Origin of the sequence: Photobacterium satsumensis (genome assembly GCF_050336935.1) — a bacterium.
GTDB lineage: Bacteria > Pseudomonadota > Gammaproteobacteria > Enterobacterales > Vibrionaceae > Photobacterium > Photobacterium satsumensis.
Genome location: NZ_JAKJSK010000023.1, coordinates 17,811 through 44,530, shown reverse-complemented (window position 1 = coordinate 44,530; position 26,720 = coordinate 17,811). Strand labels below are relative to the sequence as shown.

The 26,720-nt window shown below is 49.0% G+C and carries 20 protein-coding genes; 10 read left to right on the top strand and 10 right to left on the bottom strand.

Annotation, left to right across the window (positions count from 1 at the left end; all coding sequences use genetic code 11):
* Positions 1–29: 29 nt before the first annotated feature.
* On the top strand, positions 30–1,748 hold the full coding sequence (locus L4D79_RS28830; protein WP_428657128.1) for an ABC transporter substrate-binding protein: 1,719 nt from the start codon (positions 30–32) through the stop codon (positions 1,746–1,748).
* A gap of 48 nt (positions 1,749–1,796) precedes the next feature.
* Here the strand turns inward: L4D79_RS28830 and L4D79_RS28825 are convergent, their stop codons facing one another.
* Both L4D79_RS28825 and L4D79_RS28820 read right to left on the bottom strand, forming a co-directional pair.
* Positions 1,797–3,278, bottom strand: a complete 1,482-nt coding sequence (locus L4D79_RS28825; protein WP_428657126.1) for a YfcC family protein — start codon at positions 3,276–3,278, stop codon at positions 1,797–1,799.
* Positions 3,275–4,630, bottom strand: coding sequence for a M20 family metallopeptidase (locus tag L4D79_RS28820; protein WP_428657124.1), 1,356 nt, complete (start codon positions 4,628–4,630; stop codon positions 3,275–3,277). Before L4D79_RS28820 ends, L4D79_RS28825 begins: the two co-directional genes overlap by 4 nt.
* 379 nt (positions 4,631–5,009) lie before the next feature.
* On the opposite strand from L4D79_RS28820, the gene ycaO reads away from it, so the two are divergent.
* The 7 genes from ycaO to pflA all read left to right on the top strand — a co-directional run bounded on the left by ycaO (position 5,010) and on the right by pflA (position 17,657).
* Positions 5,010–6,767 (top strand): 30S ribosomal protein S12 methylthiotransferase accessory factor YcaO, encoded by a 1,758-nt coding sequence (ycaO, locus tag L4D79_RS28815; protein WP_428657122.1) that lies wholly within the window; start codon positions 5,010–5,012, stop codon positions 6,765–6,767.
* Between the two features lie 515 nt (positions 6,768–7,282).
* Entirely contained in the window at positions 7,283–8,797 is a 1,515-nt protein-coding gene (locus tag L4D79_RS28810) for a DUF3360 family protein (protein WP_428657120.1), read from the top strand.
* Positions 8,798–9,001: 204 nt separating this feature from the next.
* Entirely contained in the window at positions 9,002–11,278 is a 2,277-nt protein-coding gene (pflB, locus tag L4D79_RS28805) for a formate C-acetyltransferase (protein WP_428657118.1), read from the top strand.
* A 331-nt stretch (positions 11,279–11,609) separates the two neighbouring features.
* Complete coding sequence (locus L4D79_RS28800) at positions 11,610–13,160, top strand: transporter substrate-binding domain-containing protein (protein WP_428657116.1); 1,551 nt, start codon at positions 11,610–11,612, stop codon at positions 13,158–13,160.
* On the top strand, positions 13,094–15,616 hold the full coding sequence (locus tag L4D79_RS28795; RefSeq protein ID WP_428657114.1) for an ATP-binding protein: 2,523 nt from the start codon (positions 13,094–13,096) through the stop codon (positions 15,614–15,616). The genes L4D79_RS28800 and L4D79_RS28795 overlap by 67 nt, the downstream gene beginning before the upstream one ends.
* On the top strand, positions 15,613–16,806 hold the full coding sequence (locus L4D79_RS28790; RefSeq protein ID WP_428657112.1) for an EAL domain-containing response regulator: 1,194 nt from the start codon (positions 15,613–15,615) through the stop codon (positions 16,804–16,806). The genes L4D79_RS28795 and L4D79_RS28790 overlap by 4 nt, the downstream gene beginning before the upstream one ends.
* 107 nt (positions 16,807–16,913) lie before the next feature.
* Positions 16,914–17,657 (top strand): pyruvate formate lyase 1-activating protein, encoded by a 744-nt coding sequence (gene pflA, locus L4D79_RS28785; RefSeq protein WP_428657110.1) that lies wholly within the window; start codon positions 16,914–16,916, stop codon positions 17,655–17,657.
* 305 nt (positions 17,658–17,962) lie between these two features.
* Here the strand turns inward: pflA and L4D79_RS28780 are convergent, their stop codons facing one another.
* Positions 17,963–18,871 (bottom strand): LysR substrate-binding domain-containing protein, encoded by a 909-nt coding sequence (locus tag L4D79_RS28780; RefSeq protein WP_428657108.1) that lies wholly within the window; start codon positions 18,869–18,871, stop codon positions 17,963–17,965.
* 613 nt (positions 18,872–19,484) lie between these two features.
* Between L4D79_RS28780 and L4D79_RS28775 the strand changes: the two genes are divergently transcribed.
* Together L4D79_RS28775 and L4D79_RS28770 are read left to right on the top strand one after the other, a co-directional pair.
* The gene (locus L4D79_RS28775; protein WP_428657106.1) at positions 19,485–20,030 is read left to right on the top strand and encodes a CBS domain-containing protein; all 546 of its coding nucleotides are present in this window, start codon (positions 19,485–19,487) and stop codon (positions 20,028–20,030) included.
* 114 nt (positions 20,031–20,144) lie between these two features.
* A complete protein-coding gene (locus tag L4D79_RS28770; protein WP_428657104.1) occupies positions 20,145–21,677 on the top strand; it encodes a hypothetical protein in 1,533 nt (510 codons plus the stop codon).
* A gap of 191 nt (positions 21,678–21,868) precedes the next feature.
* Here the strand turns inward: L4D79_RS28770 and L4D79_RS28765 are convergent, their stop codons facing one another.
* The 7 genes from L4D79_RS28765 to fliS are packed head-to-tail and all read right to left on the bottom strand — an operon-like array spanning position 21,869 to position 26,709.
* Complete coding sequence (locus L4D79_RS28765) at positions 21,869–22,840, bottom strand: flagellar motor protein MotB (protein ID WP_428657102.1); 972 nt, start codon at positions 22,838–22,840, stop codon at positions 21,869–21,871.
* Positions 22,837–23,694, bottom strand: a complete 858-nt coding sequence (gene motA, locus L4D79_RS28760) for a flagellar motor stator protein MotA (protein ID WP_428657100.1) — start codon at positions 23,692–23,694, stop codon at positions 22,837–22,839. Before motA ends, L4D79_RS28765 begins: the two co-directional genes overlap by 4 nt.
* Before the next feature lie 10 nt (positions 23,695–23,704).
* Complete coding sequence (locus tag L4D79_RS28755) at positions 23,705–24,439, bottom strand: FliA/WhiG family RNA polymerase sigma factor (RefSeq protein WP_428657098.1); 735 nt, start codon at positions 24,437–24,439, stop codon at positions 23,705–23,707.
* Between the two features lie 12 nt (positions 24,440–24,451).
* The gene (locus L4D79_RS28750; protein ID WP_428657096.1) at positions 24,452–24,919 is read right to left on the bottom strand and encodes a flagellar basal body-associated FliL family protein; all 468 of its coding nucleotides are present in this window, start codon (positions 24,917–24,919) and stop codon (positions 24,452–24,454) included.
* 11 nt (positions 24,920–24,930) lie between these two features.
* Complete coding sequence (locus L4D79_RS28745) at positions 24,931–26,013, bottom strand: flagellar hook-length control protein FliK (protein WP_428657094.1); 1,083 nt, start codon at positions 26,011–26,013, stop codon at positions 24,931–24,933.
* On the bottom strand, positions 26,010–26,324 hold the full coding sequence (locus L4D79_RS28740; RefSeq protein ID WP_428657092.1) for a hypothetical protein: 315 nt from the start codon (positions 26,322–26,324) through the stop codon (positions 26,010–26,012). The genes L4D79_RS28745 and L4D79_RS28740 overlap by 4 nt, the downstream gene beginning before the upstream one ends.
* Positions 26,314–26,709, bottom strand: coding sequence for a flagellar export chaperone FliS (gene fliS, locus L4D79_RS28735; RefSeq protein WP_428657090.1), 396 nt, complete (start codon positions 26,707–26,709; stop codon positions 26,314–26,316). Before fliS ends, L4D79_RS28740 begins: the two co-directional genes overlap by 11 nt.
* Positions 26,710–26,720 lie beyond the last annotated feature (11 nt).

The window sequence follows — 26,720 nt, the reverse complement described above, 5'->3', positions numbered from 1 at the left end:
AAGTGGGAAAATAGATAGCTGGGTTAAATATGTTTGATAAATCAATAATTACAGTAAATTCAACACGCTCGGCGTGCTACATCGCCAGTCTGTTACTGTTTGTTTTTAGCACGTTTTATCCGTTTAGCTATTCATATGCCTCCCAGCCACAATCTGTAACAATTCTGACCGTGGTGCCGGAATATAAAGATGCGGTAACTGCCAACTTTAATCCCTTTTCCAAAGCAAGCATGCCTACAACGCATGAGTTCATGTTTGAGCCTTTAGTCATCTTCAATACGCTGCAAAACAACAAGCCTGAATACCGCCTGGCGACGGGTTACCAACTCGACAAAGATTTAATGGGGATCAGTTTTTCGCTTCGTGAAGGAGTGAGCTGGTCGGATGGAAAACCATTCAGTGCCGATGATGTTATTTTCTCATTTTCCATTGCGCTTAAATATCCAGAACTTGACTCACATGGCATTGGGCAATGGGTTGAGTCTGTCGAAAAACGTAACAAAAATGAGGTACATTTCAGGCTGAAAAAGCCTAATGCTCTGGTCGCCTACACCCTTGTTTTGCTTCCCATCGTGCCAAAACACCAATGGCAGTTGGTGGATAATTTTGCCCAATTCACCAACTCAGACCCCATCGGCACCGGCCCTTTTACCGACATACAAGCACTGGATGAAAACGGTTACTTACAGTGTGCCAATCCCGAGTATTGGCAAGCAGACAGCCTACATATTGATTGCTTGCGCTACCCAAAAGTCACCACCAACGATGATTTCATTTCAAGAATTTCTAAGGGTGAGTTCGACTGGACGGGCAGTTTTATCCCCGATATCGAGCGCCATTACGCGTCCTATTCACCTGACTTCAAATACTGGCTACCACCCGCCAGCAACGTCAGCTTGATGTTTAACTATAAGGTTGCCGATCCTGATGTGCGTGAACTGTTCAACCATGTTGAATTTCGCCGCGCAATCTCGATGACCTTGCAGCGCCAGCTATTGATCGATATTGCCGCTTTCGGACAAGGTGAGCCATCCCGCTATGCCTCGGGAATGAGCGAACGCTTCCGCTCCTGGGCCGATCCTATGATCACCGAAAAGTACCGCCCCTATGTCTCCTATAATCCGATGCTGGCAAAAGATCTGCTCGATCGCATCAACCTAACCGACAGCAATGGCGACGGGTGGCGTGATCTACCGGGTGGTAAGCCGTTAGTACTGACGATTATCACTCCAAAAGGTTGGTCTGATTTCAATACGACGGCCCAGTTGATCAGCGAAATGCTGCGCCAAGTCGGGATCAATGTGACCTCTGTTCAGGCTGACTTCCTACAATTCAATGACCGCCTCGCCCATGCCGACTACCAGCTGGCGATTACTAACTACCCACAGGGGCCTACCCCATTCAAGTACTTTGATACGGCGTTCAACAGCACCTATCAGGCTCCTCACTACCCGCGTTATGCGATGCATTATTACCAAAACCCACGGGTCGATAGGCTACTGACACAATTTCCGATCGCGACAACCAACCAACAACGTCACCAGATCATTCGTGAGCTCAACCAGATCATAGCCAGCCAGCAAGTCACCGTTCCGCTATACAACACCGTCGAGTTCTACCAGTACAATACCCGTAACTTCGAAGGCTGGTTTACCAAAGATAATCCGGTTGCCAGCCCGTTGATCTGGCCACAAGCCCCCGAACGCCTGCTACATGTGCTCGCCTTGAGGCCCAAAAAGCATCAATAAAAAAGCGAGCCATGAGGCTCGCTTTTTTTAGATTAGCCGGAATACGACTTACGCCATTGCCGCACCAACAAACAGCAGCACAACAGTGACACCCAACACCATAACCACAAACGGCATCACCCATTTCAGGAAGCGCTCGTAAGGGATTTTCGCCAATGCCAAACCAGCAACCAAGTGGCCAGCCGTTGGAGCAAAGATGTTGATCCAACCACTCGCAGACTGGTAAGCGGTGATAATTAAATCACGGCCAATGCCCGAGAAGTCAGCCAGCGGTGCCATCAGCGGCATAGAGACCGTTGCCAAGCCAGAGGTCGATGGAATAAAGAAGCTCAGCACGATATGGACAAAGTACGTCACGACCACAAATACACCTGAAGACAGGCCGGTCACCACACCTTCTGCCCAGTTCAGGATAGTATCGATGATCACACCGTTATCCATCACCACATAGATACCACGAGCAACCGCAACCACCAGTGCCACGCCGATCAGATCCTTAGCCCCTTCGATGAAGGTCTTGATGAAATCCCCTTCAGGCATACGGTTGATAACCGCAATCAAGATAGCTGACGCCAAGAACAAGGTAGACAGCTCATCGAACCACCACCACAGCGTTGGGATCGCGGTGATGCCCATGTCTTCCCAAGGAATAACACCGTAGATCATGACCAAGAAGGCACCAAAGAAGATCCCCATGGTCCACTTCTGCTTGGTAGTGAACTCGCCGGTATCTTCACTGACATGGGAGAATTCATCGTTGAACTCGATATCCGCCAGTACCGAGTTGGCTTTATCCGCTTTGACCTTTGAGGCATAGCGCATGACGTACCACGATGCCAACACAATCAAAATCGCGAGCTGGACAACACGAAGTACGATACCGTCACCGATTGGCAAGCCGGCAAACCCGGAAGCAATACCGGTCGCAAATGGGTTAACGGTTGAGGCAAGTACACCGACCCCTGAGCCCAACAGGATGATCCCTGCAGCTACCATACGGTCGTAGCCCGCCACCGCCATTACCGGCAGGATCACCGCCCAGAAGGCCACAGTTTCTTCAGCCATCCCGTAGGTAGAGCCACCCAGTGCAAACAAGGTGATCAATACCGGGATCATCATCTGCTCGCGGCCACGGAATTTACGGACAATCGCCGCCACACCGGAGTCCATCGCACCAGTGCGCATGGTCACGGCAAGGAAACCACCAATCACCAGCACAAACAGTGCAACATCAACGGCCTTGTGGAAGCCCTTTATCGGGGCCATCAAGATATCGATCATCCCCTGAGGCGAGGATTCCAGCTCTTGGTAGGTACCGGGAATGGGAAGTAACCGCTCACCGCCGTCGTAATCCAGCACTTCAGCCGCGGGGATCACCACATCAGTCCCATTGACCAGATAGTCGTACTTACCCGCTGGCATGATCCATGTCAGCAAGGCAACAAGGGCGATAATGGAAAAAAGAATGGTATAAACAGTCGGCATTTTGAAAGATCGTTTCATTTTGCCAGCCTCTGTGGTCGTGGTCATAGCTCTACTCCCTGCAGCTGATAAATCGCGTTGGCATACACATTCATTGCTTTGAGCATGTCATCAATAATCAAATATTCATTCGGCATGTGTTCTACCTTGTCGCGGCCAGGGAAAATTGCCCCATAGGCCACACAATTCGGTATCGCACGGGCATAGGTTGCCCCACCGGATGTCATCGGCTCGCTGTCCATATCCCCGCTGATCTCTTGGTAAGCGTTCATCAGGGTTTGGATCACCGGGCTTTCTGCAGGCACATACAAGGAAGGTAGCACATCAAATTCCTCGTAGCGCAAACCGTACTGCTCGGCGACGGCCTGAATATCATTATCGAAGTCCGCTTTCTCGAACGAGACTGGCACTCGGATATCAATCCCGATCTTGCTTGCCTGCTCACTGAGCTCAAGTTGGGCAACATTGAAGGTCAAACGGCCACTGACATCTTCGATAGGACCGAAGATCTCTTTGGCATTGGCATCTTCACCTACTTGCTCGGCGACAAATTTAATCGCCGGGTGAGTCACCCCTATGCTGCTTAACGCCAAACACAGGCGGGCAATCGCGTTGACCCCTTTGGTATCGCTGGCAGCAGAGTGCGCAGCCTTGCCAAATACCGTTACCTCGGCATCTTCTGCGGTAAAGTCATAACCCAGCTCATCGAGCTTGGCGGCCAACTCTTCCCATAGCGGACCTTCATATTTGGCCAGCTCTGGCACCGCATTGAGGGCGCCACCACATTCAAGCGAAAGTAAATTATCACCAGGGCCATGCAGCCAAGATTGGATCAGCATTTTTTCGGCATGAATAAGTGGGAAGGCGGAATCAGGTGTGAAGCCGCAACTTGGCACTTCTTCTTTTTCCAAATAGCGGTCGATACAGCGCCACAAGGTTTCTTCATCAGTGCCGAAAATAAAGCGGACGCGTTTATTCAACACCACACCGCTATCCAGCAGGGCCTTCACCGCATAAATGGCGGCCAGCGTTGGCCCTTTGTCGTCTTGGGTTCCGCGCCCATATAAACGACCATCGCGGATCTCAGGACTAAACGGATCGGAATGCCAAGCCGACATGTCACCGGTTGGTACCACATCCAAATGGCCCAATACCCCTATCATTTGCTCGCCATCACCGATTTCGGCATAGCCGTAATATCCTTTGTGATCCTTATAGATGGCAAACCCAAGGTCATGGCATAACTTCAGTGTTTCATCCAAACAGTCGTCAATCGGCTTGCCAAACGGCTTACCGCTATCATCCTCCTGGTACACACTGGGTATCGCCACCAAACGCGTCACTGCGGCAATATAGTCATCACGCAGCGCGTCGATATTTGATGCTATTGTTGCTTTCATCGTATCCCTCTTTGATTTCATCTACTTTTGTCTGCATAGACGAACGCCCACCGACATAAGTAGTGAATATCTATTTTAAATCAGAATTATTAGTTAGTTGGAGCTCGTCTGACCAATTCATTCTGCTACAAGAAATAGGGAATAACTGTGACTACTTTCACTGGTCGCCCGCACAAGATGGGACTGCGGTCAAAATATCGACAAAATGTTTCCTTCGCCAAGTGACGTCAAATAGCGCAACTCCGCATTTCATCAATATGTTCGGTAAAGCCGAGAACTGAATCGTATCGCGTTCCTATTCCGGCCACATTTAGGCATCTTGTTCATAATTAGTTATACTTCGCGCCATTCAACCTCCTGTCTTGTGACGAGATCGATAATGACAACATTTATAACCGGTAAAGACGCCGCGCTAGAAGAAACCATTGAGCGTTTCCAAACTCAACTCCAAGCTCTTGGCTTCAATATTGACAGCATTGAAAGTGCCTCGTGGCACAACCCGCTTCCCAATGTCTGGTCTGTGCAGCTCCGTGATATAGATGCACCAATGAACGTCAGCAACGGTAAGGGGACAAGCCAAAAGGCCGCTCTGGCATCAGCTCTTGGCGACTATCTCGCGCGCCTGGCAACCAACGACTTCTACAACGACTACTATTTGGGCGAAGCGATTGCCAATGGCGAATTCGTCCATTACCCGAACGAAAAGTGGTTCCCCATCGATCTTGAGGAAAACTTACCTCCAGAAGACATTTTGGATGAGCGCCTGACCCAGTTTTACGATCCTACCCTTGAGCTATTGGGAACCGATCTGGTCGACCTGCAATCGAGCAACATGGAACGCGGGATCTGCACCCTGCCGTTCGAACGCCAAAGCGACAAGGAAACGATCTACATGCCGGTCAACATCATCGGCAACTTGTACGCCTCAAAGGGTATATCCACAGGTAATAGTCGATTCGACGCCCGCACTCAGGCCCTAACCGATATCATCGAGCGTAAGATCAAAAGCCGCGTGATTGACAAGAAAATCAGCCTGCCGGAAATCCCAGAACCAGTGCTTACCCGGTTTGCCAAAATCCAGGGTTCAATAGACGCACTCAAAGCGAAAGGGTTCCAAATTAAAAGCTATGATGCTTCCCTTGGCGGTAAGTACCCAGTGGTCTGCATCGCACTCTCCAACCCAGACAATAGTGCGAGTTTCTCATCTTTCGGTGCGCACCCTTGTTTCGAGATTGCTTTCGAGCGCGCTATCACTGAGCTGTTGCAGGGCCAAAGCCTTGATGAGCTTCATGTTCTCCTTGTGCATTCTGCCAACGCCTCAGCAAGTAATATTGACTACGCTCCGGAAAACCAGTTAGCAGAGTCAGCAGGCTTAGTTTCACCGACGCTGTTCCAGCCTGAACCCAGTTTTGATTTCGCCGACTGGAACATCAACGGTACCTCTGAAGAGCACTTCAATCATTTGGTCGGCCTATTGCATGCTGAAGGCGCCGATGTCTACATCGCCGATCACGACCACCTTGGTGTGAATTGCTGCCGTATTATCGTACCGGGCTGGTCTGAAGTGGCTCCGGTAGAAGATCTGATTGACGCCAACAACAATATCGCCTTGGAGTTACGCGAGGTGCTGCTGGCGCTTCCGGCCATTGAGTGGGATGCGGAGCAGTACGCTGAAATGTTCCATATTGTCGAAGAAGAGTTCGACGACAACACACTCCTACATGCAATGCTTGGCATGGCGCCCGACACCGGTGATGCATGGCAAACCCTGCGAGTCGGTGAACTGAAATGTTTGATTGCATTGGCGGGCGGCGATCTTGAGTTGGCTCAGGAATACGCACAATGGAGTATTGGCTTTAATGCATCAGCTTACAGCGCTGATCGAGCCAACTTCTTCCACTGCCTAGTCGACAGCCTAAAGTTGGCCCTGGACGAAGAACATGACCCAGCCACGTTAAAAGCTGAGTTCGAGCGTGAGTTCGGCGCAGAGACTGTCGCCGCCGCTTGGGGCTCAATTGAAGGCAGCGTGCGCTTCTATGGCCTTGCGGCGGGCGATCTGGCCATGAGTCAATTCCCAGCCCACCAAAAATTGCTGCAGTCATACCATAAGCTGCAAACAGCAAAAACGCAGAACTAAGCTAAAATTGCAACGTTGAGCCCAGACTGTAATCTATCAGGCTGGGCTCATTCTGTACTTTGATTACATATCCGCGCTTTCATTTCATTCAAAAAAAGTTGAATGCATTATGCAAATTGCTTTCACTTTGCTGCTACTTTTTAGGTAACACGCCTGTAGCCCGACAAAAACGCACTTCAAACTAATAACCACAATAAAAACAATGCTATAAAAACAAAAATACGGGACAGCTCACATTTCACAAATTTACTTTTGTTATAAAGTTTCTTTCATATTTCGCAACAATTGCTATTTCCACTCAATTTTTTTTGGTGATTTACTTACAAAATTTTAGCGAGAGTGATCGAGATCAATTCCATTTAAATGGACAAGCGGTACACTGCAGCCAAATTTGGTGAAATTAAATTACACTTAACAACTGCTTGGCTTAAATTCATACAATAGGCAGATTTGTTGGGTCAGTTTCAACCAACAATATAAATAATAATTATTTTTTAATGTAGAACGAGGCACTTATGTCATCACAAGAAAGAAGTTATCAGGAGCAACACCGCCCTGCATCTGACTTCGCTAGTCGTTCCGACTATCTTGATCATGAGCTGAAAATTATGAAACCGCGCCGCTGGAAGCTAAACCTTCCTGGCCGTGACTTCCGTTTTGAGCTTGAAGATCTGGTTCCTGCGCTAGCGGGTACGATTGCAATTATCGCGATGTACTCATCGGTTGCTATGTCTTGGGCTGATGGCCTGACGGCAGCTTGGGATCACGTGGAACTTGGCAAAACATTTGCCATCGAAGTTGCCCGTGTTGAAATGCTAATCCCAGCCCTTCTTTTTTGTATTCTTGCCTCGGGATTTTTTAACCCACGCGCCAACTTGGCGGGTAACCACGGTCCAATGATCCCGTTGATCGGTACCATTGCCCTTGCTGGTGCCCACCCACTTGCGCTGGCTATCCTTATTGGTGTCTTCGGCCTGTTGCTGAGTTACTTCAAGGGTGGTTCGAAGCTAGTTAACCTCACCAGTGAGGGGGTTGCCGGTGGCCTGCTCATCTTCCTCGGTTTTACCGGGGCAATGAGCCAGATCAGCGATATCCAGTCTTGGGCTGTCGGCCTTCAGAGTGCGGATGTTGCACAAGGTAGCTTGGGCTACATCGGCTTGGTCGTGCTGGCTGTAAACATTATTCTTTACGCCTACCTAGCCAAAGTTAACAAGCGTTGGCTGGCGATTCCAGCTTGTGCGATAACCGGTTTACTGGTTTCCCTTGCACTTGGTGCGGGCTTTGACCTAGTATTCGAAACCGAAACAGGTTTGCCTAACCTAAACCCAGTGTACTGGTGGGGTAGTACAGAGCAAGGTTGGATGCTTGGTCTTCCAGGTATTGAGCAGTTCATTGCTTCACTTCCGTTTGCAATTCTTGCGGTAGCAATGTGGTCACCAGACTTCCTTGGTCACCGTATCTTCCAAGAGCTGAACTACCCGAAAGGCACTGACCGCGTTCTGATGGACGTTGATGACACCATGACAACCTGTTCACTACGCCAGATGGTAGGTACAGCGGTAGGTGGTTGTAACATCACTTCATCTTGGGGTACGTATATTATCCCTGCGGGTATCGCCAAGCGTCCAATTCCAGCAGGTGCAATTCTGCTGGGTGTGATGTGTATCATCGTCGCGATCCTTGGTTTCCCAATGGACGTAGCAGTATGGCCACCAGTAATGCGTATCGCACTGCTTGTAGGTGTATTCCTGCCGCTTCTGGAAGCGGGTGTTCAGATGGTGAAAGACACCAAAGACTCACAGGCTGCTGGTATCTGTGTGTTCGCAGCAATCGTTGCTAACCCTGTTCTAGCATGGGCACTAACCATGCTGCTGGACAACAATGGTCTAATCGGTAACAAAGAACGTGCAGCTAAGCTGTCAGTTGTTGATAAAATCATCATTCCAGCAGGCGCGCTAATCATTTGTTTGGTTGCGATGCTGGCAGTCGGTATGCTTGAAGGCCAATACGGTATTCCAGCGCTACTGTAAGAAATGTATACAGGGCAGTGCATGCACTGCCCTACTCCATTAGTGCCGATAGCACTAATACGAATAATCAAGCCGTCACTATCCTGACACGTTGTTTGGTTATCCGTATTATTGTTTATATAAAGTGTGCTGTTCACCATTTGGTGAGGCTGGCTCAACAGTCACCGCAGTACGTGTTTTTTCTACTAAAAAGGTAGGTATGTCATGGCAGAGCAATTTGCTAAAGCTTGGGAAGGGTTCGCTGCAGGCGAATGGCAGAACGACGTTAACGTTCGCGACTTTATCCAGAAAAACTACACTCCATATGAGGGTGATGAGTCTTTCCTAGTTACTGAAGGTACTGAAGCAACTAACAAGCTTTGGGATCAGGTAATGGAAGGTATCAAGCAGGAAAACAGCACTCACGCTCCTGTTGATTTTGATACTTCTCTTGTCTCTACCATTACTGCTCACGACGCAGGTTACATCAACAAAGATCTAGAGACTATCGTTGGTCTTCAGACTGAAGCGCCTCTTAAGCGTGCAATCATGCCTAACGGCGGTGTGCGCATGATCGAAGGTTCTTGTAAAGCGTACGGCCGTACTCTTGACCCACAAGTATCTAAGATCTTCTCTGAGTACCGTAAAACGCACAACCAAGGCGTTTTCGACGTTTACTCTCCAGACATCCTTAAGTGTCGTAAGTCTGGTGTTCTAACAGGTCTTCCTGATGCATACGGCCGTGGTCGTATCATCGGTGACTACCGTCGTGTTGCTCTTTACGGAATCGACTTCCTAATCAAGGAAAAAGTTGCTCAATTCCATTCTCTACAAGAGAAACTAGAGAAGGGCGATGACCTACAGATGACTATGCAGCTTCGTGAAGAGATTCAAGAGCAGCACCGTGCACTAGGTCAAATGAAAGAAATGGCAGCGAAATACGGCTGTGACATTTCTGAGCCTGCAACTAACGCACAAGAAGCTATCCAGTGGCTATACTTCGGCTACCTAGCAGCGGTTAAATCTCAGAACGGCGCGGCAATGTCTCTAGGCCGTACGTCTACTTTCCTAGATATCTACATCGAGCGTGATATCGCGGCAGGTAAGATCACTGAAGTTCAAGCTCAGGAAATGATCGACCACTTCGTAATGAAACTACGTATGGTTCGTTTCCTACGTACTCCTGAGTACGATGAGCTATTCTCTGGTGACCCAATCTGGGCAACAGAATCAATGGGTGGTATGGGTGTTGACGGTCGTACGCTAGTATCGCGTACTAACTTCCGTTTCCTAAACACGCTATACACTATGGGTCCTTCTCCAGAGCCGAACATCACTGTTCTATGGTCTGAGCAGCTACCTGACGGCTTCAAGCGTTTCTGTGCGAAGGTATCTATCGATACTTCTTCTATCCAGTACGAAAACGACGACCTAATGCGTCCTGATTTCGACAACGATGACTACGCTATCGCTTGTTGTGTATCACCAATGGTTATCGGTAAGCACATGCAGTTCTTCGGCGCGCGTGCAAACCTTGCTAAAACACTACTATACGTAATCAACGGTGGTGTGGACGAGAAGCTGAAAATTCAGGTTGGTCCAAAGGCAGAGCCAATGCTTGACGAAGTGCTAGACTTCGACAAAGTATACGCTGGTCTAGACAGCCTAATGGACTGGCTAGCAACTCAGTACGTGACTGCACTGAACGCAATCCACTACTCACACGACAAGTACAGCTACGAAGCAGCGCTTATGGCTCTACACGACCGTGACGTTCGCCGTACTATGGCTTGTGGTATCGCTGGTCTTTCTGTTGCTGCTGACTCACTAGCTGCTATCAAGTACGCTAAAGTTAAGCCAGTACGTGACGAAGACGGTATCGCAATCGACTTCGCTATCGAAGGCGACTATCCTAAGTTCGGTAACAACGACTCTCGCGTTGATGACATCGCTTGTGAACTTGTTTCTAGCTTCATGAACAAGATCCGTAAGCTTAAGACTTACCGTGATGCGGTTCCTACTCAGTCTATCCTGACTATCACTTCAAACGTGGTATACGGTAAGAAGACGGGTAACACGCCTGACGGTCGTCAAGCCGGTGCACCATTCGCACCAGGTGCAAACCCAATGCACGGTCGTGATGAGAAAGGTGCGGTAGCGTCTCTAACTTCAGTAGGTAAACTACCATTTGCTGATGCGAAAGACGGTATCTCTTACACCTTCTCTATCGTACCTAACGCACTAGGTAAAGAGCAGGATACTCAGCGTTCTAACCTTGCAGGTCTTATGGATGGTTACTTCCACCACGAGTCTGGCATCGAAGGTGGTCAGCACCTGAACGTTAACGTTCTTAACCGCGAAACGCTAGAAGACGCTGTTAAGCACCCTGAGAAGTACCCACAGCTAACTATCCGTGTATCGGGTTACGCTGTACGCTTTAACTCTCTAACTGCAGAACAGCAGAAAGACGTTATCGCTCGTACTTTCACTGAGTCTCTATAATTTAGAGCCTTAGGCCATTGCTGTCATAGGCAATGAGAAGAAAAGCCGATCTGCAAAGATCGGCTTTTTTATTGCCTGTCTATCCGCTTTATCAAACCGGTTTATTTTATTCCTCGCTAACACTCAATATACCAAACGCCGTATTGCAAAGGAGTAACATTTTCTCTACTATTCGCGCTAAACAACTCAAATAAAATAGGCTTGGCTTACACAAGCCATACTCGCGCAGCCCAAATAAGAATTAACATGCCGCTCAATAGACAATTTGCTCAACGCTCCCCAGAGGTCTTGCACCGTCAGGGCGCTTTTCTGTACAAGGGGCTTTCCTGAAATGATACGAAAGCTCACTATCCTGTTTCTGTTTATTGTATTCCCACGCGCTTGGGCGGAGCCTCCAACCTCAACACCGGTTAGAACCGCAGAAAAAAACATTCGTATTGGTTACCCTGCTTTTGACTGGGCCCCTTTTACCTTTGTCTCCCAAAAAGGCCATGTGTCCGGCTTATTGCCATCCCTTGTCCATGAAATTATCCAGGAAAGCGGACACCAAACTGAAACCACCATCTACCCCACGTTCTCTGATGTCCTAACCGCTTTTCACAACAACGATATCGATCTCCTGGTTGGGGTATCCTCAACCTATAACCGCCAACAGACCATGCTATTTTCCAAGCCGCTGATCACCATTCCGATGGCGGCTATCACCGATACCAAGAACCTACGCAGTATCCACCAGCTGGGAAGTAAGGTGATTGCTGTCGAGGAGGGGTTTGCGATTGAAGAGCAAATCAGGCAACTGGCCGGCAACAATCCGATTGTTACCCCTACCGCCACCAGCGAAGATGCCTTTACCGCCGTGATGGCAGGCAAGGCCGATGCCTATATAGGCAATGCCATCACCCTTGATAATATGCAGCGCTACCATAAGTCGGACAAGCGATTCTCGCTGAGCCTACTTGAAGATATTCCCTATGAGCGGCTCTATATCGCGGCAAGAAAAGATCAGCCAGAACTGATCACTATGCTGAACCAAAGGCTGGAACAAGTCTCGCAACAGCAGCTAGAAGGTATTTACGACACCTGGCTGTCAAACAAGCAAAAGCAACTGATTTCTCACCAGCACCTGCTACATCTCAATCCAGCCGAAGCCCAATGGGTAGAGTCGCGCTCTTCCCTCAAGGTGGCTTACCACCCCAATGACTTCCCCTACCAGTTCACTGATCAAAACGGGCTGATGGGAGGCATATCAGCGGATGTGCTGCATATTCTGGCCAAACAACTGAATATCACTTTAGTGCCGATCGCCAACAGCAATTTCAACGATATACTCGAACACCTCAATACCGGGACTATCGATGCTGTCGCCGCTGTGACCTGTACCCCGGAGCGGTTGAGATATTTCAGTTGCTCCCAGCCCTACAGCGAAGAGAAGTGGGTGATGGTCACGGCAGTGGAAAACAAGCGGGAATATATCCGCCACTCGGCCAAAATTGCCGTCGTGGCCCAGAAATTCGGCGAGATCCTAACCCGACAACAATACAGCGATAACCCCATCATCATCTATAACGATAACGAGCCGTTGCTCAATGCCGTTATCGGCGGTGAAGCCGACTATGCCGTGATCTCCCTCTCCAGTGCCTCGCGCCTACTGCAAGGCAACTACCTTGGCAAACTCAGGATCATCGCCTCGGAGCTGGATAACAACAGCCTACCTGTTGGCTTTGCCATTGCCAAAGACAACACGCTAGTGACCAGTATCTTCAACAAATCATTGGCAAATATCTCACCGAGCGAACTGACCGATATTCAGCATAAATGGCAAACCGTCACCCTCAACAGTGGCATTTCAGCCAATCGGCTGGCCCTATGGCTATCTCGCTGATCGGGGTGATCTGTGCAATTGTCACCTCCTTTGCTTATTGGAACAGGAAGCTGACCAACGAAGTCCAGCAGCGGAAGGCGATCGAGGAGAAACTCACCTACCTCACCAATAATGTTGACGGTATTTTGATGCAGCACACCCAGCACAGCCAAGATCCGGAAGATATCAGCGTGCAGTTTATCAGCGAGAATATCCATCAGTTCACGGGGTTTTCGGCAGACGAATTCAAGGAAAACCCGCAACGGTTGATTGAGTTGCTTCGCCAGCGTAGCGACCACAAACGCTTATTCAGCGAATTTTACCGTGCGGTCGAACACGGGTATTGGCAAACCGAGCTTCAGCTACAATCCCCTGCCGGCCAGCAACGCTGGTTGGAGATCCGCAGTCAGGTCGTTCAAATTGACAATGGTTGGCAATGGACCAGTATCCTGATCGATATTACCATCATGAAGCAACAGCAGCTTGAGCTAGAGCGCGCCCGGCGAGAGGCGGAGACGGCGGCCCAAGCCAAGTCCCGGTTCTTGGCGATGATGAGCCATGAGATCCGCACACCAATAAGCGGTATTCTGAGCATGCTGGAATTGCTAGAGCCCCACATCCGCCATGATCTCCATGCTAGGGGTCTGCACAACCACCTCGATCTCTCGGCCAAGAACCTGCTTAATATTGTCAATGATGTACTGGATTTCTCGAAAATTGAAGCCGGTAAACTGACCTTGTCGCCAGCCCCTTGCTCGATAGCGGATTTGGTCTCCGAACTTATTCAGCCTCATGCTATTTATGCCCAGCAAAAAGGGCTTGGGTTTCGGTTGTGGCTGGCACCCAATATTGCCGATCAACTCCACTGCGATCCGCTCCGGCTCAGGCAGGTTCTCAACAACCTGTTGAACAACGCCGCCAAATTTACCGAGCAGGGAGAGATTGCCGTCTCCGTCAATGTCATTGAAGAGACTCCGCAGCAACAAACTCTGCAAATTAGCGTCTCTGACAGTGGCATCGGGATCAGCGAAGACGATCTCGGTAAACTGTTCCAACCGTTCGAGCAAGCCGATGCCAGCAGCGAGCGACGCTTCAGCGGTACCGGGCTCGGGCTCTCTATTTGCCGCCAACTGGTCCACCTGATGGGTGGCGATATCACAGCCTTCAGTACCTTGGGTGAGGGGTCTATCTTCCGCTTTTCCTTGCCAGCAAAGCGGATTGCGCTGCAACAGCAGCTATCAATGGATTTACGCTGTGGGCTCTTTGATATAGAGAAAGATAGCACCTCGCTGTTGGTCCAGTATCTCAGCTATTGGCACTGTGACGTGGTGGAGCTGAATGATGATAGCCCTTCTTGGGCAACCATCAGTGACGGGCTGTACGATGTCGTTCTCATGCCGCAGCGTTGGCAAGCGAAGATAGAGGCTATCGAAACCAAACTGAAGCTACCTCCTAAGGTGATCTATTTAGCCGATAGTCCCTTGTTGTCCGCTGAGCCTTGTCACCAAGGCTGGGTCATTGGTAATTTTCCGCTGGTACCACAGCAATTGCTGCAAGCGTTGGCCAACGTCCCTTCAGCACCTTGCCTTCAGCCGTCTTCACTTCAACAACCTTCCCTTCAGCAGCTCGGCACGATGCCAATGGCAAGTACCTGTATTGATAGGGAGACCGCGATGGCTCAAAAGCGTTTATTGCTGGTTGCCGAAGACCATCCTATCAACCAGCAAATTATCAGACAGCAGCTACAGGCTCTTGGCTTCTATGCCGATATTGTTAGCAATGGCCTTGAGGCGCTTCAAGCGCTTCACTCACAGCAGTATGCCTTACTGATCTCCGACTGCCACATGCCGGAGCTTGATGGCTACGGCCTTGTCAAAGCCATACGCCAACAACAAGCCACACCGTTAGCGAGTAACACACAGCACTTCTACTTACCTGTGATTGCCTTAACGGCCAATACTGCTGCTGATGCCAAGGCGCATATCGAACACTATCAATTCGATGACTTCCTGACCAAGCCGGTATCGCTCGATACCCTGTCAGAAAAACTCTCCGACTGGCTTGTCCTTTCGCCGCATCATAGTGACAGCGATACCGAGCAAACCGTTTTTACTGTCGGCACCCAGCAAGATAACCCAGAGATCAAACGGCATGCAGGGCCGATCAATATCGATACGATCACAACGATGTTCGGTGACTTAGAAACCTGCACGCACTTTATCAAACAATATATGAATAGCTGTGTAGACGATCTGGAAGCACTGTCAACAGCAATACACAGCCAAAACAGCGATACCATCCTTTTGATCAGCCACCGTATGAAAGGGGCAGCACGGATGATGGAGTACCAGGAAATGGCAGAGCAGTGTGAATTAATTGAAAAACAATCTATATGCAGTAAGGTTAATATGATATCCATTGAACCTATACATGCAATGCTCGATGACTTAAGGCGCCAAGTACGACAACTCTCATGAAAATATTACTCGTTGAAGATCACCCCTTCCAGCAGCTTGTCCTGCGCAACCAGCTTGAGAGAGCATGGGGTCATAATAGCCTCGTCGACGTCGCCTCTACCGGCAAAGAAGCGTTGGACAAAATTCAGGTCTCATTGCCCGATGTGCTTGTTTGCGATTTGAATATGCCTGAGATGGATGGGATCACCTTCCTCAGCCATTTAGCAAAATTACCTTTTGATGGCGTGATTATCATCTCAAGTGCTGCTAGCCCCGAGGTCATCCATTCCGTCAGCCAAATGTGCAAAAGCTACCAGCTGACCGTTGTCGGCAGCCTGGATAAACCCGCCCAACAAACCCAGATACACACTTTGCTGAACAAGGCACAGCAATATCTTTCCCGCCCGAAGCCTGTACGGACGAGCCAGCCCTGCCAGCAAGTTCGTGAGGCCGATATCCTATTAGCCTTCGAACACCAATGGTTGCAGCCTTATTACCAGCCCATCGTCGATATGGTGTCGGGCAATTGGTGCGGTAACGAAGCACTGATCCGCATGGCGCACCCTGAATTTGGCCTACTTGCTCCGGGGCAATTCCTTCCCCTCATCGAAAAAATGGGTAAAGAAGATGAGCTGGCCTTGCTGATTATCCGCCATCTTATCACCAACCTGCCAGCTTTTGACGGCCGATGGGTTGCCGTGAATATCACCCCTCATACCCTGATCAGCAAAGGGTTTGTCGATAGTGTCATTGAGCTGACACAAGATTTCCCGACGCTCAGCCAGACCTTGTCTTTTGAGATCACCGAATCGGATGCCATCGAGCATACCGGCCCTAGCCTAGAAGCAGCCGCTCGATTAGGTATGTACGGCTTCAAGCTTTCTATCGATGACTTCGGAACAGGGTATTCTTCACTGAAGCAACTCGATCAACTGCCTTTCGAATCACTTAAACTGGACATGGGGTTTGTTCAGGCACTGCCCGGTAGCAAGAGTGCCGGGGCTATTATTGAAGCCAGCCTGCTTCTGGCCAGCAGATTATCATTGGCGACCATTGCCGAAGGCATCGAGCATCACGACCAATGGCAGGCCCTGCACCAAATGGGATGCAACTATGCACAAGGCTACTTTATTGGCCGACCTATGCCATACGATCAATTACCTCGCTGGCACCACCGTTGGAAAGACAAACAACCAGCAGCGGTTCTCTAATACAACGAGTAGTATCCTTACTTTTTAGGTGCTTTTTCGCTATTTTGAACGTCTGTTTTGTAATAAAATAACAGGTAAAACACGCCCCCAAGCGGAGAAGCTAAGTAATGTCAGTAAAAGGTCGAATCCACTCTTTTGAGTCCTGTGGTACTGTCGACGGTCCCGGTATTCGTTTCATCGTCTTCATGCAAGGCTGCCTCATGCGCTGCCAATATTGCCACAACCGTGATACCTGGGATCTCCATGATGGTAAGGAAATCACTGTTGAAGAGCTGATCAATGAAGCGAAATCATACCGCTTCTTCATGAAGTCATCCGGTGGTGGTGTCACCGCGTCCGGTGGCGAGGCCATGTTACAGCCAGAGTTTGTTCGTGACTTCTTCCGCGCAGCACAAACAGAAGGTATCCATACTTGCCTAGATACCAACGGCTATATCCGCAAACACACAGACGTAGTTGATGAAGTGCTCGACGCATCTGACTTAGTGATGCTTGACCTTAAGCAAATGGATGACAGTATCCACCAAAACCTTGTTGGCGTACCCAACAAGCGTGTATTGGACTTTGCTCGCTACCTGCACCAACGCGGCCAAAAAACCTGGATCCGCTATGTTGTTGTGCCAGGGTATACTGATGATGAGCGCTCTGCTCACCTGCTGGGTGACTTCATCAAAGACATGGACAACATCGAAAAAGTCGAGCTTCTGCCTTATCACCAGCTCGGCGAGCACAAATGGGAAGCGATGGGTTTTGATTACCAACTGACAGGTGTTAAGCCACCATCAAAAGAAGTGATGGAAAAAGTGAAAGAGATCATCAGCAGCTACACAGAAGCCAAAGTAATTTACTAAAATTCATTTAGCTAACATAAAGGAGAGCACAGGCTCTCCTTTATTGTCTCTGGCCGATATAAATCATAAAAAATATAAATATCAGTAAATTGCAGTAATATGGCTTAGTGAGGATAAAGAGGGCTTCTGGTTATTCCAGCATCAAATGACCACTGTGATCGATGACTTACTGACCCATTAGTTAATTAGATATATGCTATCAATTAAACTGAGCTAGATGGCATATAAATAAAAGCGGTATGACTTACCCACTAAGCAATACCGCCAATACGACTCTTCCTAACTAGAAAGACTGAATCGCTGCCTCAAGAAGACTTGAGTTTATGGTTTTTCATCATTCTGTGGCCTTCGCGCTTGATGCACTCCAGCAGCGGGTGGTCACCCATCTCCTTGCGCCAGATAAATGATATCGCCCGATCCATTTTTAACTCAGGTACATTCAAAGCGGCGAGTTCACCCCGCTCAATATACGGTGCTACATCCAAATAAGGTAAGCAGGTTAGGTAATGGCCGTTGGAAACCATAGAACGGATCACCGGTACATGGGAGTATTCACGCCACACATCCAAATCCGGGATCAACGGTACCATTGCACTCTCAAAAATCGCACGTGTTCCAGCACCACCTTCACGCAGTACCCACTGTGCTTGCTCTAATTGCGCTAGGCTGACTCGAGAATTCTTAGCAAAAGGGTGATGAGCAGCACTAACAACGACAAGGTGATCGCGGCACCACTCTTCCTGATGGGTGCGGTTGTCATCACAACGGCCTTCAATAATGCCGATGTCGTATTTGTAGTTAAGCACACCCTCAATAATACCTTGGCTACTTTTTACTTCCAGCCCTGTTCTGACTTCCGGAAAGTCAGTATCAAGAATACTGATAAGCTCTGGAACCAAATGCTCGGCCGGTGTTTGGCTGGCACCAATCGTGATACTACCGCTGAAAAGGTGTTGATCGTAAAAGCCCGCTTCAATCTGCTCGGCATCTTGCAATAAACGCCGCGCCTTTGGTCGCAACCAATTGCCCCAATGGCTTAAGCGCATATCCTTTCCCTGACGTACGAAAAGATCTCGTCCAAGCAGTTTTTCTAATTGGCTAAGAGACATACTTGCAGCAGACTGGGTAACCCCCAACCTTTCAGCAGCTTGGCTAACACTGCCCAACTCAGCAACCGCATCAAACACTGATAACTGTTTCAACGAATAACGCACTTTTACTCCTAGATTTACAACGGGTAGGCCCAGCGCCGATAAAGTAACGTATATACCCAAATGACTTGTTTATATACCTAGCGCTTGGCTATTTTTGCCAATCAATAAATCTGATTGCTCGATAAACTTAGCCAATATTGTATCAAGTTTTAACTGCCGGGTAATGTATACCGTATGCACATCAGCGGATATATCCCAGTAAAGACTCGAAAAACTGTAAACAAATGCTCACCGGTAGAGTCTGTTTGATATTCCCCGAATGAAGCATAGCACTCAAACCAAGATAAACTTATTAAACAATCAATTACAATCAATATTATTGATAGGTATCAGCGTTAACCCTCATAGCAATCGCTTTAACTGTTTGATTAATAAACCCACAATCTCAATGCCCCCATCACCTCTATCATCTAAATTGATGACGTCTTGAAAAGATATATCCTGAAATATTTTCAAACAAAGTATCAGGAAAACTGAATGACAATCTAAACAAAATCAATTTTACTAATACGCCAGTGCTGAGTAACATTCCCGTCAACAGCTTAATGAGCCATTTTTCAATGACTCTGACGAGTTACCGCAACAGTGTTGATTTTGAATTTAGGAGATTGTTATGAGCGCTTTACTTACAGTGAGAGACATTGTAAATACGCAAGCCCCGACGTTGAGTCTTGAAACAAGTTTGCCTTCGGCTATCGATGTATTGTCCAAAAACCACATTAACGGTGCACCCGTTTGTGATGCAAATGGCAATCTAGTTGGTTTTCTATCTGCCCACGACATCATGATCGAAATGTGGTGCCAAGACTACCTACCTGATGAGGATGTAACCGTAGGCAATCTCATGAAAACCGATTTGGTTACCATGGATATCGAAGATCGTCTGACAGATGCTCTGGAGTTTTTAGCTCTGGACAAAGAACAACTATACCCAACGACCGCTATGGGCTACGCGACGCAAATGACAACCTTGTCGCTTGAAGAGCGAGCTAAATCAATCAAGGTTAACAAGCCACAAATTCTACCGGTTCTGGAAAGCGGTAAATATGTCGGTGTGGTATCCCGCCAGGAAGTGTTGAAAGCCCTTCGCGCCCTATTCAATGATGCGACGACACCAGCGCCAGTCGCTGAAAATGTTGCCCCACAGGTTGTTACCTAACCGGTAACGAATAAGTCATTCGCCCACGGCCAGCCTAACACGAATATTGGAACTTCATGTTTCTTAGACATGAGGCGCGCCTGTGAGCAGATCGTAAGAGTTTTTGGAGTTAAAATGGAACAAGTTTCCCATCTTTTTGCTTTTAACCATTTTATTATCGCGATAGCCGCTTTAACAATTATGGTATTGGTTGCCCGTACCCTCGTTGCAGGGACTAAGTATTCATCGTTGTTGGTTATCGTTGTGTTTGGCCTCGCGCTAGGATCACTATTGGTACACAGCGGCATGGCGACACCGGGCTTAGAACAGTTCCCTGTTGTTGCACTGATCGGCCAGACAACCGTAATTGCATTGATCGCCTCATTCTTCGTTGGAGGACAGGAAATTAGACGCCTGCTGTCTAAACAGGACTTTGATGAAGAGTGTGACTTCTTTGCCCCTTCCGCCCAGGAAGTGGTATTGGGAACAAGCAGTACGCAATTAACGTATATTATCCGTGCATTCCTATTGCTCATCGGTATCCAGACTGCTGATGCTCTGATTTCAGATCGTACCTCTGACTTCGCCATGGGTGAGTCTTTCCTACTCCTCTCTTACATCTGCCTGGCACTGGCGTTTATTCTCATTGACCGCAAAGCCGTGATTTCCAACAAAGCACAATACATCCGCAAGGGTCTATTTGAAGTTATTGCGATTATTGTTGTCTTGAACTTCTCGCTAATGCTATCCACTGCGATCTCGTCAATTATCGGCCTACCGCAGATCTTCTTTGCGATGATCCTGTCTTCGGGCTTGGGGGCGGCGCTACCAAAATGGAAGCATGGCCCAACCATGAATGCCCTGCTATTTGCAGGTATCCCACTGGTGCTATCAGGCAGCTTTCTGGTTGGCGGTTCTCACATGGTTGAAGCCTTCGGTATCCCGGGTCTTCAGAGTGTTATTGTGTACGGTTTCTCCGGTCAGATATTCTGGATGTTCGGTGGCCTTGCGCTGCTAATCTTCGTCGGTAAATCGAACCATTTACGTAACCTGGCACCCGGTTTGGCAGGGGGCCTGTCTCACTCAGGTCTAACCGGCGCATGTACTGCGGGCGACTTCGGCCGCACAGCCGCTTCTCGTGCTCCGATTATGATTAACATTCCATTTGCCGGTCACATCTTCGTATTCACGATTTTGGCAGCAAGTGCAGAGCGCGGAGCGCTAATGGTCGGCTGGACATTACCACTGATTTTGGCGGGCGCAGCGTTTGTTATCCTTGCACTGAAAAGCCTGCGTTCGGCTCAGGGCTGTGAAAAGACAGAAGTGAAAGGCCTAATGTTATTCTCACTAGGCTGGCAGATCATGGCCGTGTTCGGTAGCTTCACGCTGCTAAGCGTAGCCGGTATGTCGCTTGAGCATGCATCTATGTCTGCAGCTTCCGGTCTCTCTCACTTCGGTCTATTTGCTGCAGTACAAGAAGGGATGTTTGGTGCGACAGCGGCAAGCCTTATCACCTTTACCTTTGCAATGACCTTCCTGGTCCACCCATTTGTCTTCGCGATGTTCGGCAAAGCGGCTGAAAGCAATGGCAAAATGGCAGAGAAAGCAGTGACGGTACTGGCAAGTGCTGGTTTGATAGGCGTTATTTCCTCGACCTTGATGATTTAATAAGGTCGACAAGTCCCGCGAGATATTCTTAACGGACTTGATGAAATACGAGCTAAATGAAAGCAAGGGGCTGATTTAATCAGCCCCTTTTTATTGCAATAAAAAAGCCTGCCCATTACATATTGGACAGGCTTGGGTCGTCACCTAGCACGCTGACATTGTATTTAAATTTAGCTAACAAGGTTTAGGGTTTAGCTTACCGGTTGGTTAGCATAAGCAGCTTGTTTAGCGGCCTCCAGCGAAGACCCGCCCTCATCCCGGCCAAACAGCAACTGCAGCTGCTCTTCAGTATCCGAGGTTAGCACCAAGATTTCGATACGTCGGTTCAAATGGCTATAGGGTGCGTCTTCATCGAGCAGCATCGTATCGGACATTGCCGTTACCTGAGCAACGCGCTCGCTTGGCATACCGCCATACTCCAGCACTTCCCTCGCTTTTTGTGCACGCTCACCAGACAAAGCCCAGTTGTTGCCCATCGAACCACGGCTAAAGCCACTGGCATCCGCATGGCCGGAAATCATGATCGGGTTTTCAATGGTGGCAAACGTTGGTGCAATGGCTAACAGCAAATCTTCAAAAAACGGTGTCAGCTCTGCCCCTCCCAGTTTGAACATCGGCTTTTCATTGTCATCGTTCACCAGTACCCGAAGCCCTTGCGGTACCACTTCCACCGACAACTGGTTGCTGGCAGACAGAAATTCACTGACATCTTTCAAGTACTCGCCCAGTACAACCATCTGCTCGTGACTTTCATAGCGCCCAGGCACAAGTGAAGACCCTTCCTCCCCCAGCCCACCAAAGTTGTTGCCATCACCATCCACCACATTGATGGTCAGCGAGTTGCCCAAATTTTGCGGGTTACTCGGCTGCTGGCTCTGTAAGCCTGGCAGTGCTTTACCACCGAGATCAACCGCAAACGGGCTGTTGTCCATGAACATATCATCATGCGGCAACAACTGTTGTTGGCCACTCAAGCGGCCAACAATACGTTGCTTTTCATCATCGGTAGTCACCTGCAATACCCACATCACCATAAAAAAAGCCATCATCGCCAAAGTGAAGTCGGCAAAGGCAACTTTCCATGCTCCGCCATGGCGAGCCGCTTTAGCGCGGCTGCGGCGTTTTTTTATGATGACCGTCTCTGCGGTATTGCCCCTTATCATTGGAACACCTGTTGTGTTACCCAGCCTTCCATCTCGGCAAAAGTCGGTTTCACATCCAGTAGCATCAACTTACGGCCTGAGTCCGCCGCAACCAAGGCCGGTTTACCCGCGGTATAACTCACCATCATGGCTTTAACACACTCAAAGGCAGACAGCTCGCGCTTGACCTGATTGGCCATGGCAGTACTGAGTGGATCAAACACGCAGTAACAGAAGAAAATACCCAGAAAGGTCCCCACCAAGGCATGGGCCACACTGATCCCGATTTGCGCCATATCGCCATCGATATTGGTCATGGTGATCACAATCCCCATGACCGCAGCCAAAATACCAAAGCCCGGCATCGCCTCAGCAATACGGTGCATGGAGTGGGAAGGTTCCATCAAATCTTCTTCGATAGCCTCCAGTTCTTGTTCCAGCATGCTTTCTAACTCATGGGCGGTGATTTTACCCATCGCCATCAAGCGGAAGTTATCAGTAATAAAGGTCACCAGTTTAGGGTATTCCAGCACTTCAGGGTAACTCAGGAACAAGCTGCTCTGGTGCGGCTCTTCGATATGTTCATCAAGCACCCGCATCCCGTTTTGTCGCACCTGCTCAAGCAGGTGGTACATCAGTGAAAGCAGTTCACGGTAGAGCTTGCGCTCATCGCGCTTGGCCACCACCCCACGGGCCTGATGCCACATATCAACAATCACATGGTGCGGGTTACCGATAGCCAGTGCACCAGCACCGGCACCTAAAATGATCATCAGTTCAGCCGGCTGCCACATGGTGCCGAGATAGCCCCCCGCGAGCACAAAACCACCAAACACACAAATAATAATGATTAAGACACCGATTATTTTTTGCATTACTTTTCTCCTACATCAAGCTCTTAATCATGGCGTTCATTTGTTTGATTGCCTGCTTATGAAGCTGGCAGATCCGGGCCTCACTGAGGCCTACCACAATGGCTATTTCCTTCAAGCTAAGCTCTTTTTGGTAATAGAAATCCAAAATAAGCTGTTCACGCTTGGGCAACTGAGACAACACATGCTTGAGCAAATCATCATTGATCAACTGCTGGAGGTTGTTATCAGCCTCTCCAAAATCAACACTTGAACTGTCTGACTCAAATAGTTGCTCCAGGCTATACAGCTCCTCCGCCTGGGCGGCATAAAGCAGGCGGTTACATTCTTCCAAGCTGATGTTCATTGCTTTCGCCAATTCATGCTCACTCGGCTGGCGCTTCAACTGCTTGGTCAACAACTTGGATACTTTATTGAGCTCATGGACTTGCTGACGCAATTGACGCGGACGCCAATCTCGACGACGCAATTCATCCAAGATCGCCCCGCGGACGCGGCGGGCAGCAAAGAAGCGAAAATTTTCATCCATCTCACCATAACGGCGAGTTGCTTCAAGCAAGCCAAGCAAACCAATTTGCTCCATATCATCGAGCCCCATACAGCCCGATGCGTGGTGATGGAGTTGTTGAACAATACGCTTCACCAACTTCAAATGCTGGCGCAAAATCTGCTCTTCATTATTGAGTGAAGGTTTCGTTTGCCACTGGGCATACTCATCCTCAAACGGTAATTGCTGTGCTTCTACCATGATTTCCTTCCTTTATTGCAGCACGAGCTTGGTAAACAACACTTCTTCGATCTGGTGGGCATATCCATTCAATGCCATTGCCAGCCGAAGTTGTCCCAGTACCTCTGTTTGCAACCGGTCGATTTCGTTCATCTGGCGCAGCTCTTCAAAGGTGCTTTGGCTAAACATTTTCAGCAAAACATTGCGGGCAAGTGGCTTGAACTCAATCAGCTGGTCATGGGCTTTCGAAGAATTGGTTTTTAGTGCCAGCTCAAGCATCAGATAGTGTGTTCTCTCTTCACCATCAATGGTGATGACAAACTTATCAAGGTTCATGAAATGGGCACGGTTACTTGCCTCTGCTCGAGTAAAAACACTGAACTCTGCCGACTTGTCGTTGACGATAAATGCGTAGGTTGCAATCGATGAGAGGGCAATAAGCACCGAGGCAGCAAGTGCCGCCAGAATCACTTTGGTGCTCATTACGTTTGTTCTAGCCATTATTATTTTCCTTACACCATACGTGTGAGACGGTATTGATCCGTCTTTGATAAGAATTCGGTGGATTCATACCCGCCTGATTCTTCAACTGCTGGCTGGGTCGCCAGCAGCATGTCTTCCGAGTGTTCAAACGGTTGCCGGTGCGATTGGTCGCTTACATCTACATCAACCATCGCGCCTGCTAGCTGCTTACCTTCAAGCTCAGCCCGCAACCGCTCAGCCCCCTGCTGTGCTGCTTCGCGCAAGGCGGGATCTGCTGCAGAGATATGAACCTGTACCTTGTTGTTTTCCATCTTGACCGATAACTCCAAGCTACCCAGGTGAGGCGGGTCGAGCCTGATACGGGCATGCTGGACATCTTGGTTAAGGTGCATCTGCACCCGCTCTTTGAGTACCGAGACCAGCTGTTGCCCCCACTGCTGCTGGTTTTCCGCCATGCGGACCGGTGCCCATTCAGCACGAGAAACAGAGGCTTGATTGGATTGCGCATCAGCAGCAAGTGCTGCTGTATTCGGTGAGTCTTGCAACGATAAGGAAGTAAAGCTGCTTGCTTGCGCGAGTTGTTGAAGTAAAACAGGGTTGGTCGTTTCCTGCCTGACTGGTGTCATCGCGTTGGAAATCACTCGCTCAATCGCCTGCTCAAACGACAAAGACTCTCCCTGAGCCGTTCCGTTTGCAGCCAAATAATGTGGGATCCCCGGTTGCGCCGGCCCCAACTGCACCGACGCACTTTGCAAGCCATCAGCACTGCGCATCATGGCTAGCAGTTGTTCACGAACATCGCCGCTTAGCTCATTGGTAATATTGATCAAGCGAAACTGCCCGTCGGGTGGCAGCTGTTCCATAAGTGGGTGGGCGCTGCTGAATACCCAGTCTTCACCTTCCGCCAACCCTTTGAGCTGGTCGTAGAGATCGAACCAATATGGGTTAGTTTCTTCTGTCATCGCGGTTTCGACGGGTTGTTCAGCCCCCAAGCCAAGCACAGCAGCGAAGCTGTCAAACCAAGAGCCGCCTTCTCCCGTTTGTACCGATGAAAGGCGCGAGGCTGGGGCTTGAGTACTTCCTGGCGGCGTAGACATTGCAATATGGCTCATCGGATAAAGCCTCCAGCCATCTCGACCTGCTGGTATTCCGACACCCCTTCACGCTGGTTTTGAAACTTCGCCAACATTTGGCCAAGGTGTTCTTTTTCCATTTCGCAGGCTGTCATGGCCGCTAGATGCACTTTTTTTAGCTGGAGGATGTCACGGCGCAGTGACTCGGCAACCGCTGGCTGATCTTTAAGATCCGCCAGCATAGTGAATATTTCCTTATCAATCTTGCGCACTGCCTGCCACTCTTTACGCTTGTAGCTCTGGTTAAGCTGCACGGTGAGTTGCCTGACTTGGCTCGTATTAACCTTCATGCGTGGCTCCGAAGTTATGCCACCCCTCTTGGATATTGCCCATCACGGAACGGACTTCCGCCAACTTATCGGCATCGTTATGGACGCTGGCTTCAAACAGACGCATGCTGCAAAAGTCATACAACTGGTTCATTTTCAGGGCCAACTCACCGCCCTGACGCATATCCAATGCACTGTTCAGCCCGCCGATGATATCGATACATTTACCGATAGATTCACCTTTTTCTTTCAATCGGTTGGCTTCCATATGGCCTTCGGCACGGGCTAAGTTATCCATAAAACCGTCAACCAACATTAATACCAACTGATATGGGCTAGCTGCCGCTGCTTGCGCTTCGACATCAACTTGCTGGTATGCCTCGAAGCCAGAATCATCCATTAACATTACTTGTTCCT

Bases quoted from the DNA above. Each gene is read 5' to 3' on its own strand.
- L4D79_RS28830 (WP_428657128.1), top strand. From the start codon at position 30: ATGTTTGATAAATCAATAATTACAGTAAATTCAACACGCTCGGCGTGC.
- L4D79_RS28825 (WP_428657126.1), bottom strand. From the start codon at position 3,278: ATGACCACGACCACAGAGGCTGGCAAAATGAAACGATCTTTCAAAATG.
- L4D79_RS28820 (WP_428657124.1), bottom strand. From the start codon at position 4,630: ATGAAAGCAACAATAGCATCAAATATCGACGCGCTGCGTGATGACTAT.
- ycaO (WP_428657122.1), top strand. From the start codon at position 5,010: ATGACAACATTTATAACCGGTAAAGACGCCGCGCTAGAAGAAACCATT.
- L4D79_RS28810 (WP_428657120.1), top strand. From the start codon at position 7,283: ATGTCATCACAAGAAAGAAGTTATCAGGAGCAACACCGCCCTGCATCT.
- pflB (WP_428657118.1), top strand. From the start codon at position 9,002: ATGGCAGAGCAATTTGCTAAAGCTTGGGAAGGGTTCGCTGCAGGCGAA.
- L4D79_RS28800 (WP_428657116.1), top strand. From the start codon at position 11,610: ATGATACGAAAGCTCACTATCCTGTTTCTGTTTATTGTATTCCCACGC.
- L4D79_RS28795 (WP_428657114.1), top strand. From the start codon at position 13,094: ATGGCAAACCGTCACCCTCAACAGTGGCATTTCAGCCAATCGGCTGGC.
- L4D79_RS28790 (WP_428657112.1), top strand. From the start codon at position 15,613: ATGAAAATATTACTCGTTGAAGATCACCCCTTCCAGCAGCTTGTCCTG.
- pflA (WP_428657110.1), top strand. From the start codon at position 16,914: ATGTCAGTAAAAGGTCGAATCCACTCTTTTGAGTCCTGTGGTACTGTC.
- L4D79_RS28775 (WP_428657106.1), top strand. From the start codon at position 19,485: ATGAGCGCTTTACTTACAGTGAGAGACATTGTAAATACGCAAGCCCCG.
- L4D79_RS28770 (WP_428657104.1), top strand. From the start codon at position 20,145: ATGGAACAAGTTTCCCATCTTTTTGCTTTTAACCATTTTATTATCGCG.
- L4D79_RS28765 (WP_428657102.1), bottom strand. From the start codon at position 22,840: ATGATAAGGGGCAATACCGCAGAGACGGTCATCATAAAAAAACGCCGC.
- motA (WP_428657100.1), bottom strand. From the start codon at position 23,694: ATGCAAAAAATAATCGGTGTCTTAATCATTATTATTTGTGTGTTTGGT.
- L4D79_RS28755 (WP_428657098.1), bottom strand. From the start codon at position 24,439: ATGGTAGAAGCACAGCAATTACCGTTTGAGGATGAGTATGCCCAGTGG.
- L4D79_RS28750 (WP_428657096.1), bottom strand. From the start codon at position 24,919: ATGGCTAGAACAAACGTAATGAGCACCAAAGTGATTCTGGCGGCACTT.
- L4D79_RS28745 (WP_428657094.1), bottom strand. From the start codon at position 26,013: ATGAGCCATATTGCAATGTCTACGCCGCCAGGAAGTACTCAAGCCCCA.
- L4D79_RS28740 (WP_428657092.1), bottom strand. From the start codon at position 26,324: ATGAAGGTTAATACGAGCCAAGTCAGGCAACTCACCGTGCAGCTTAAC.
- fliS (WP_428657090.1), bottom strand. From the start codon at position 26,709: ATGTTAATGGATGATTCTGGCTTCGAGGCATACCAGCAAGTTGATGTC.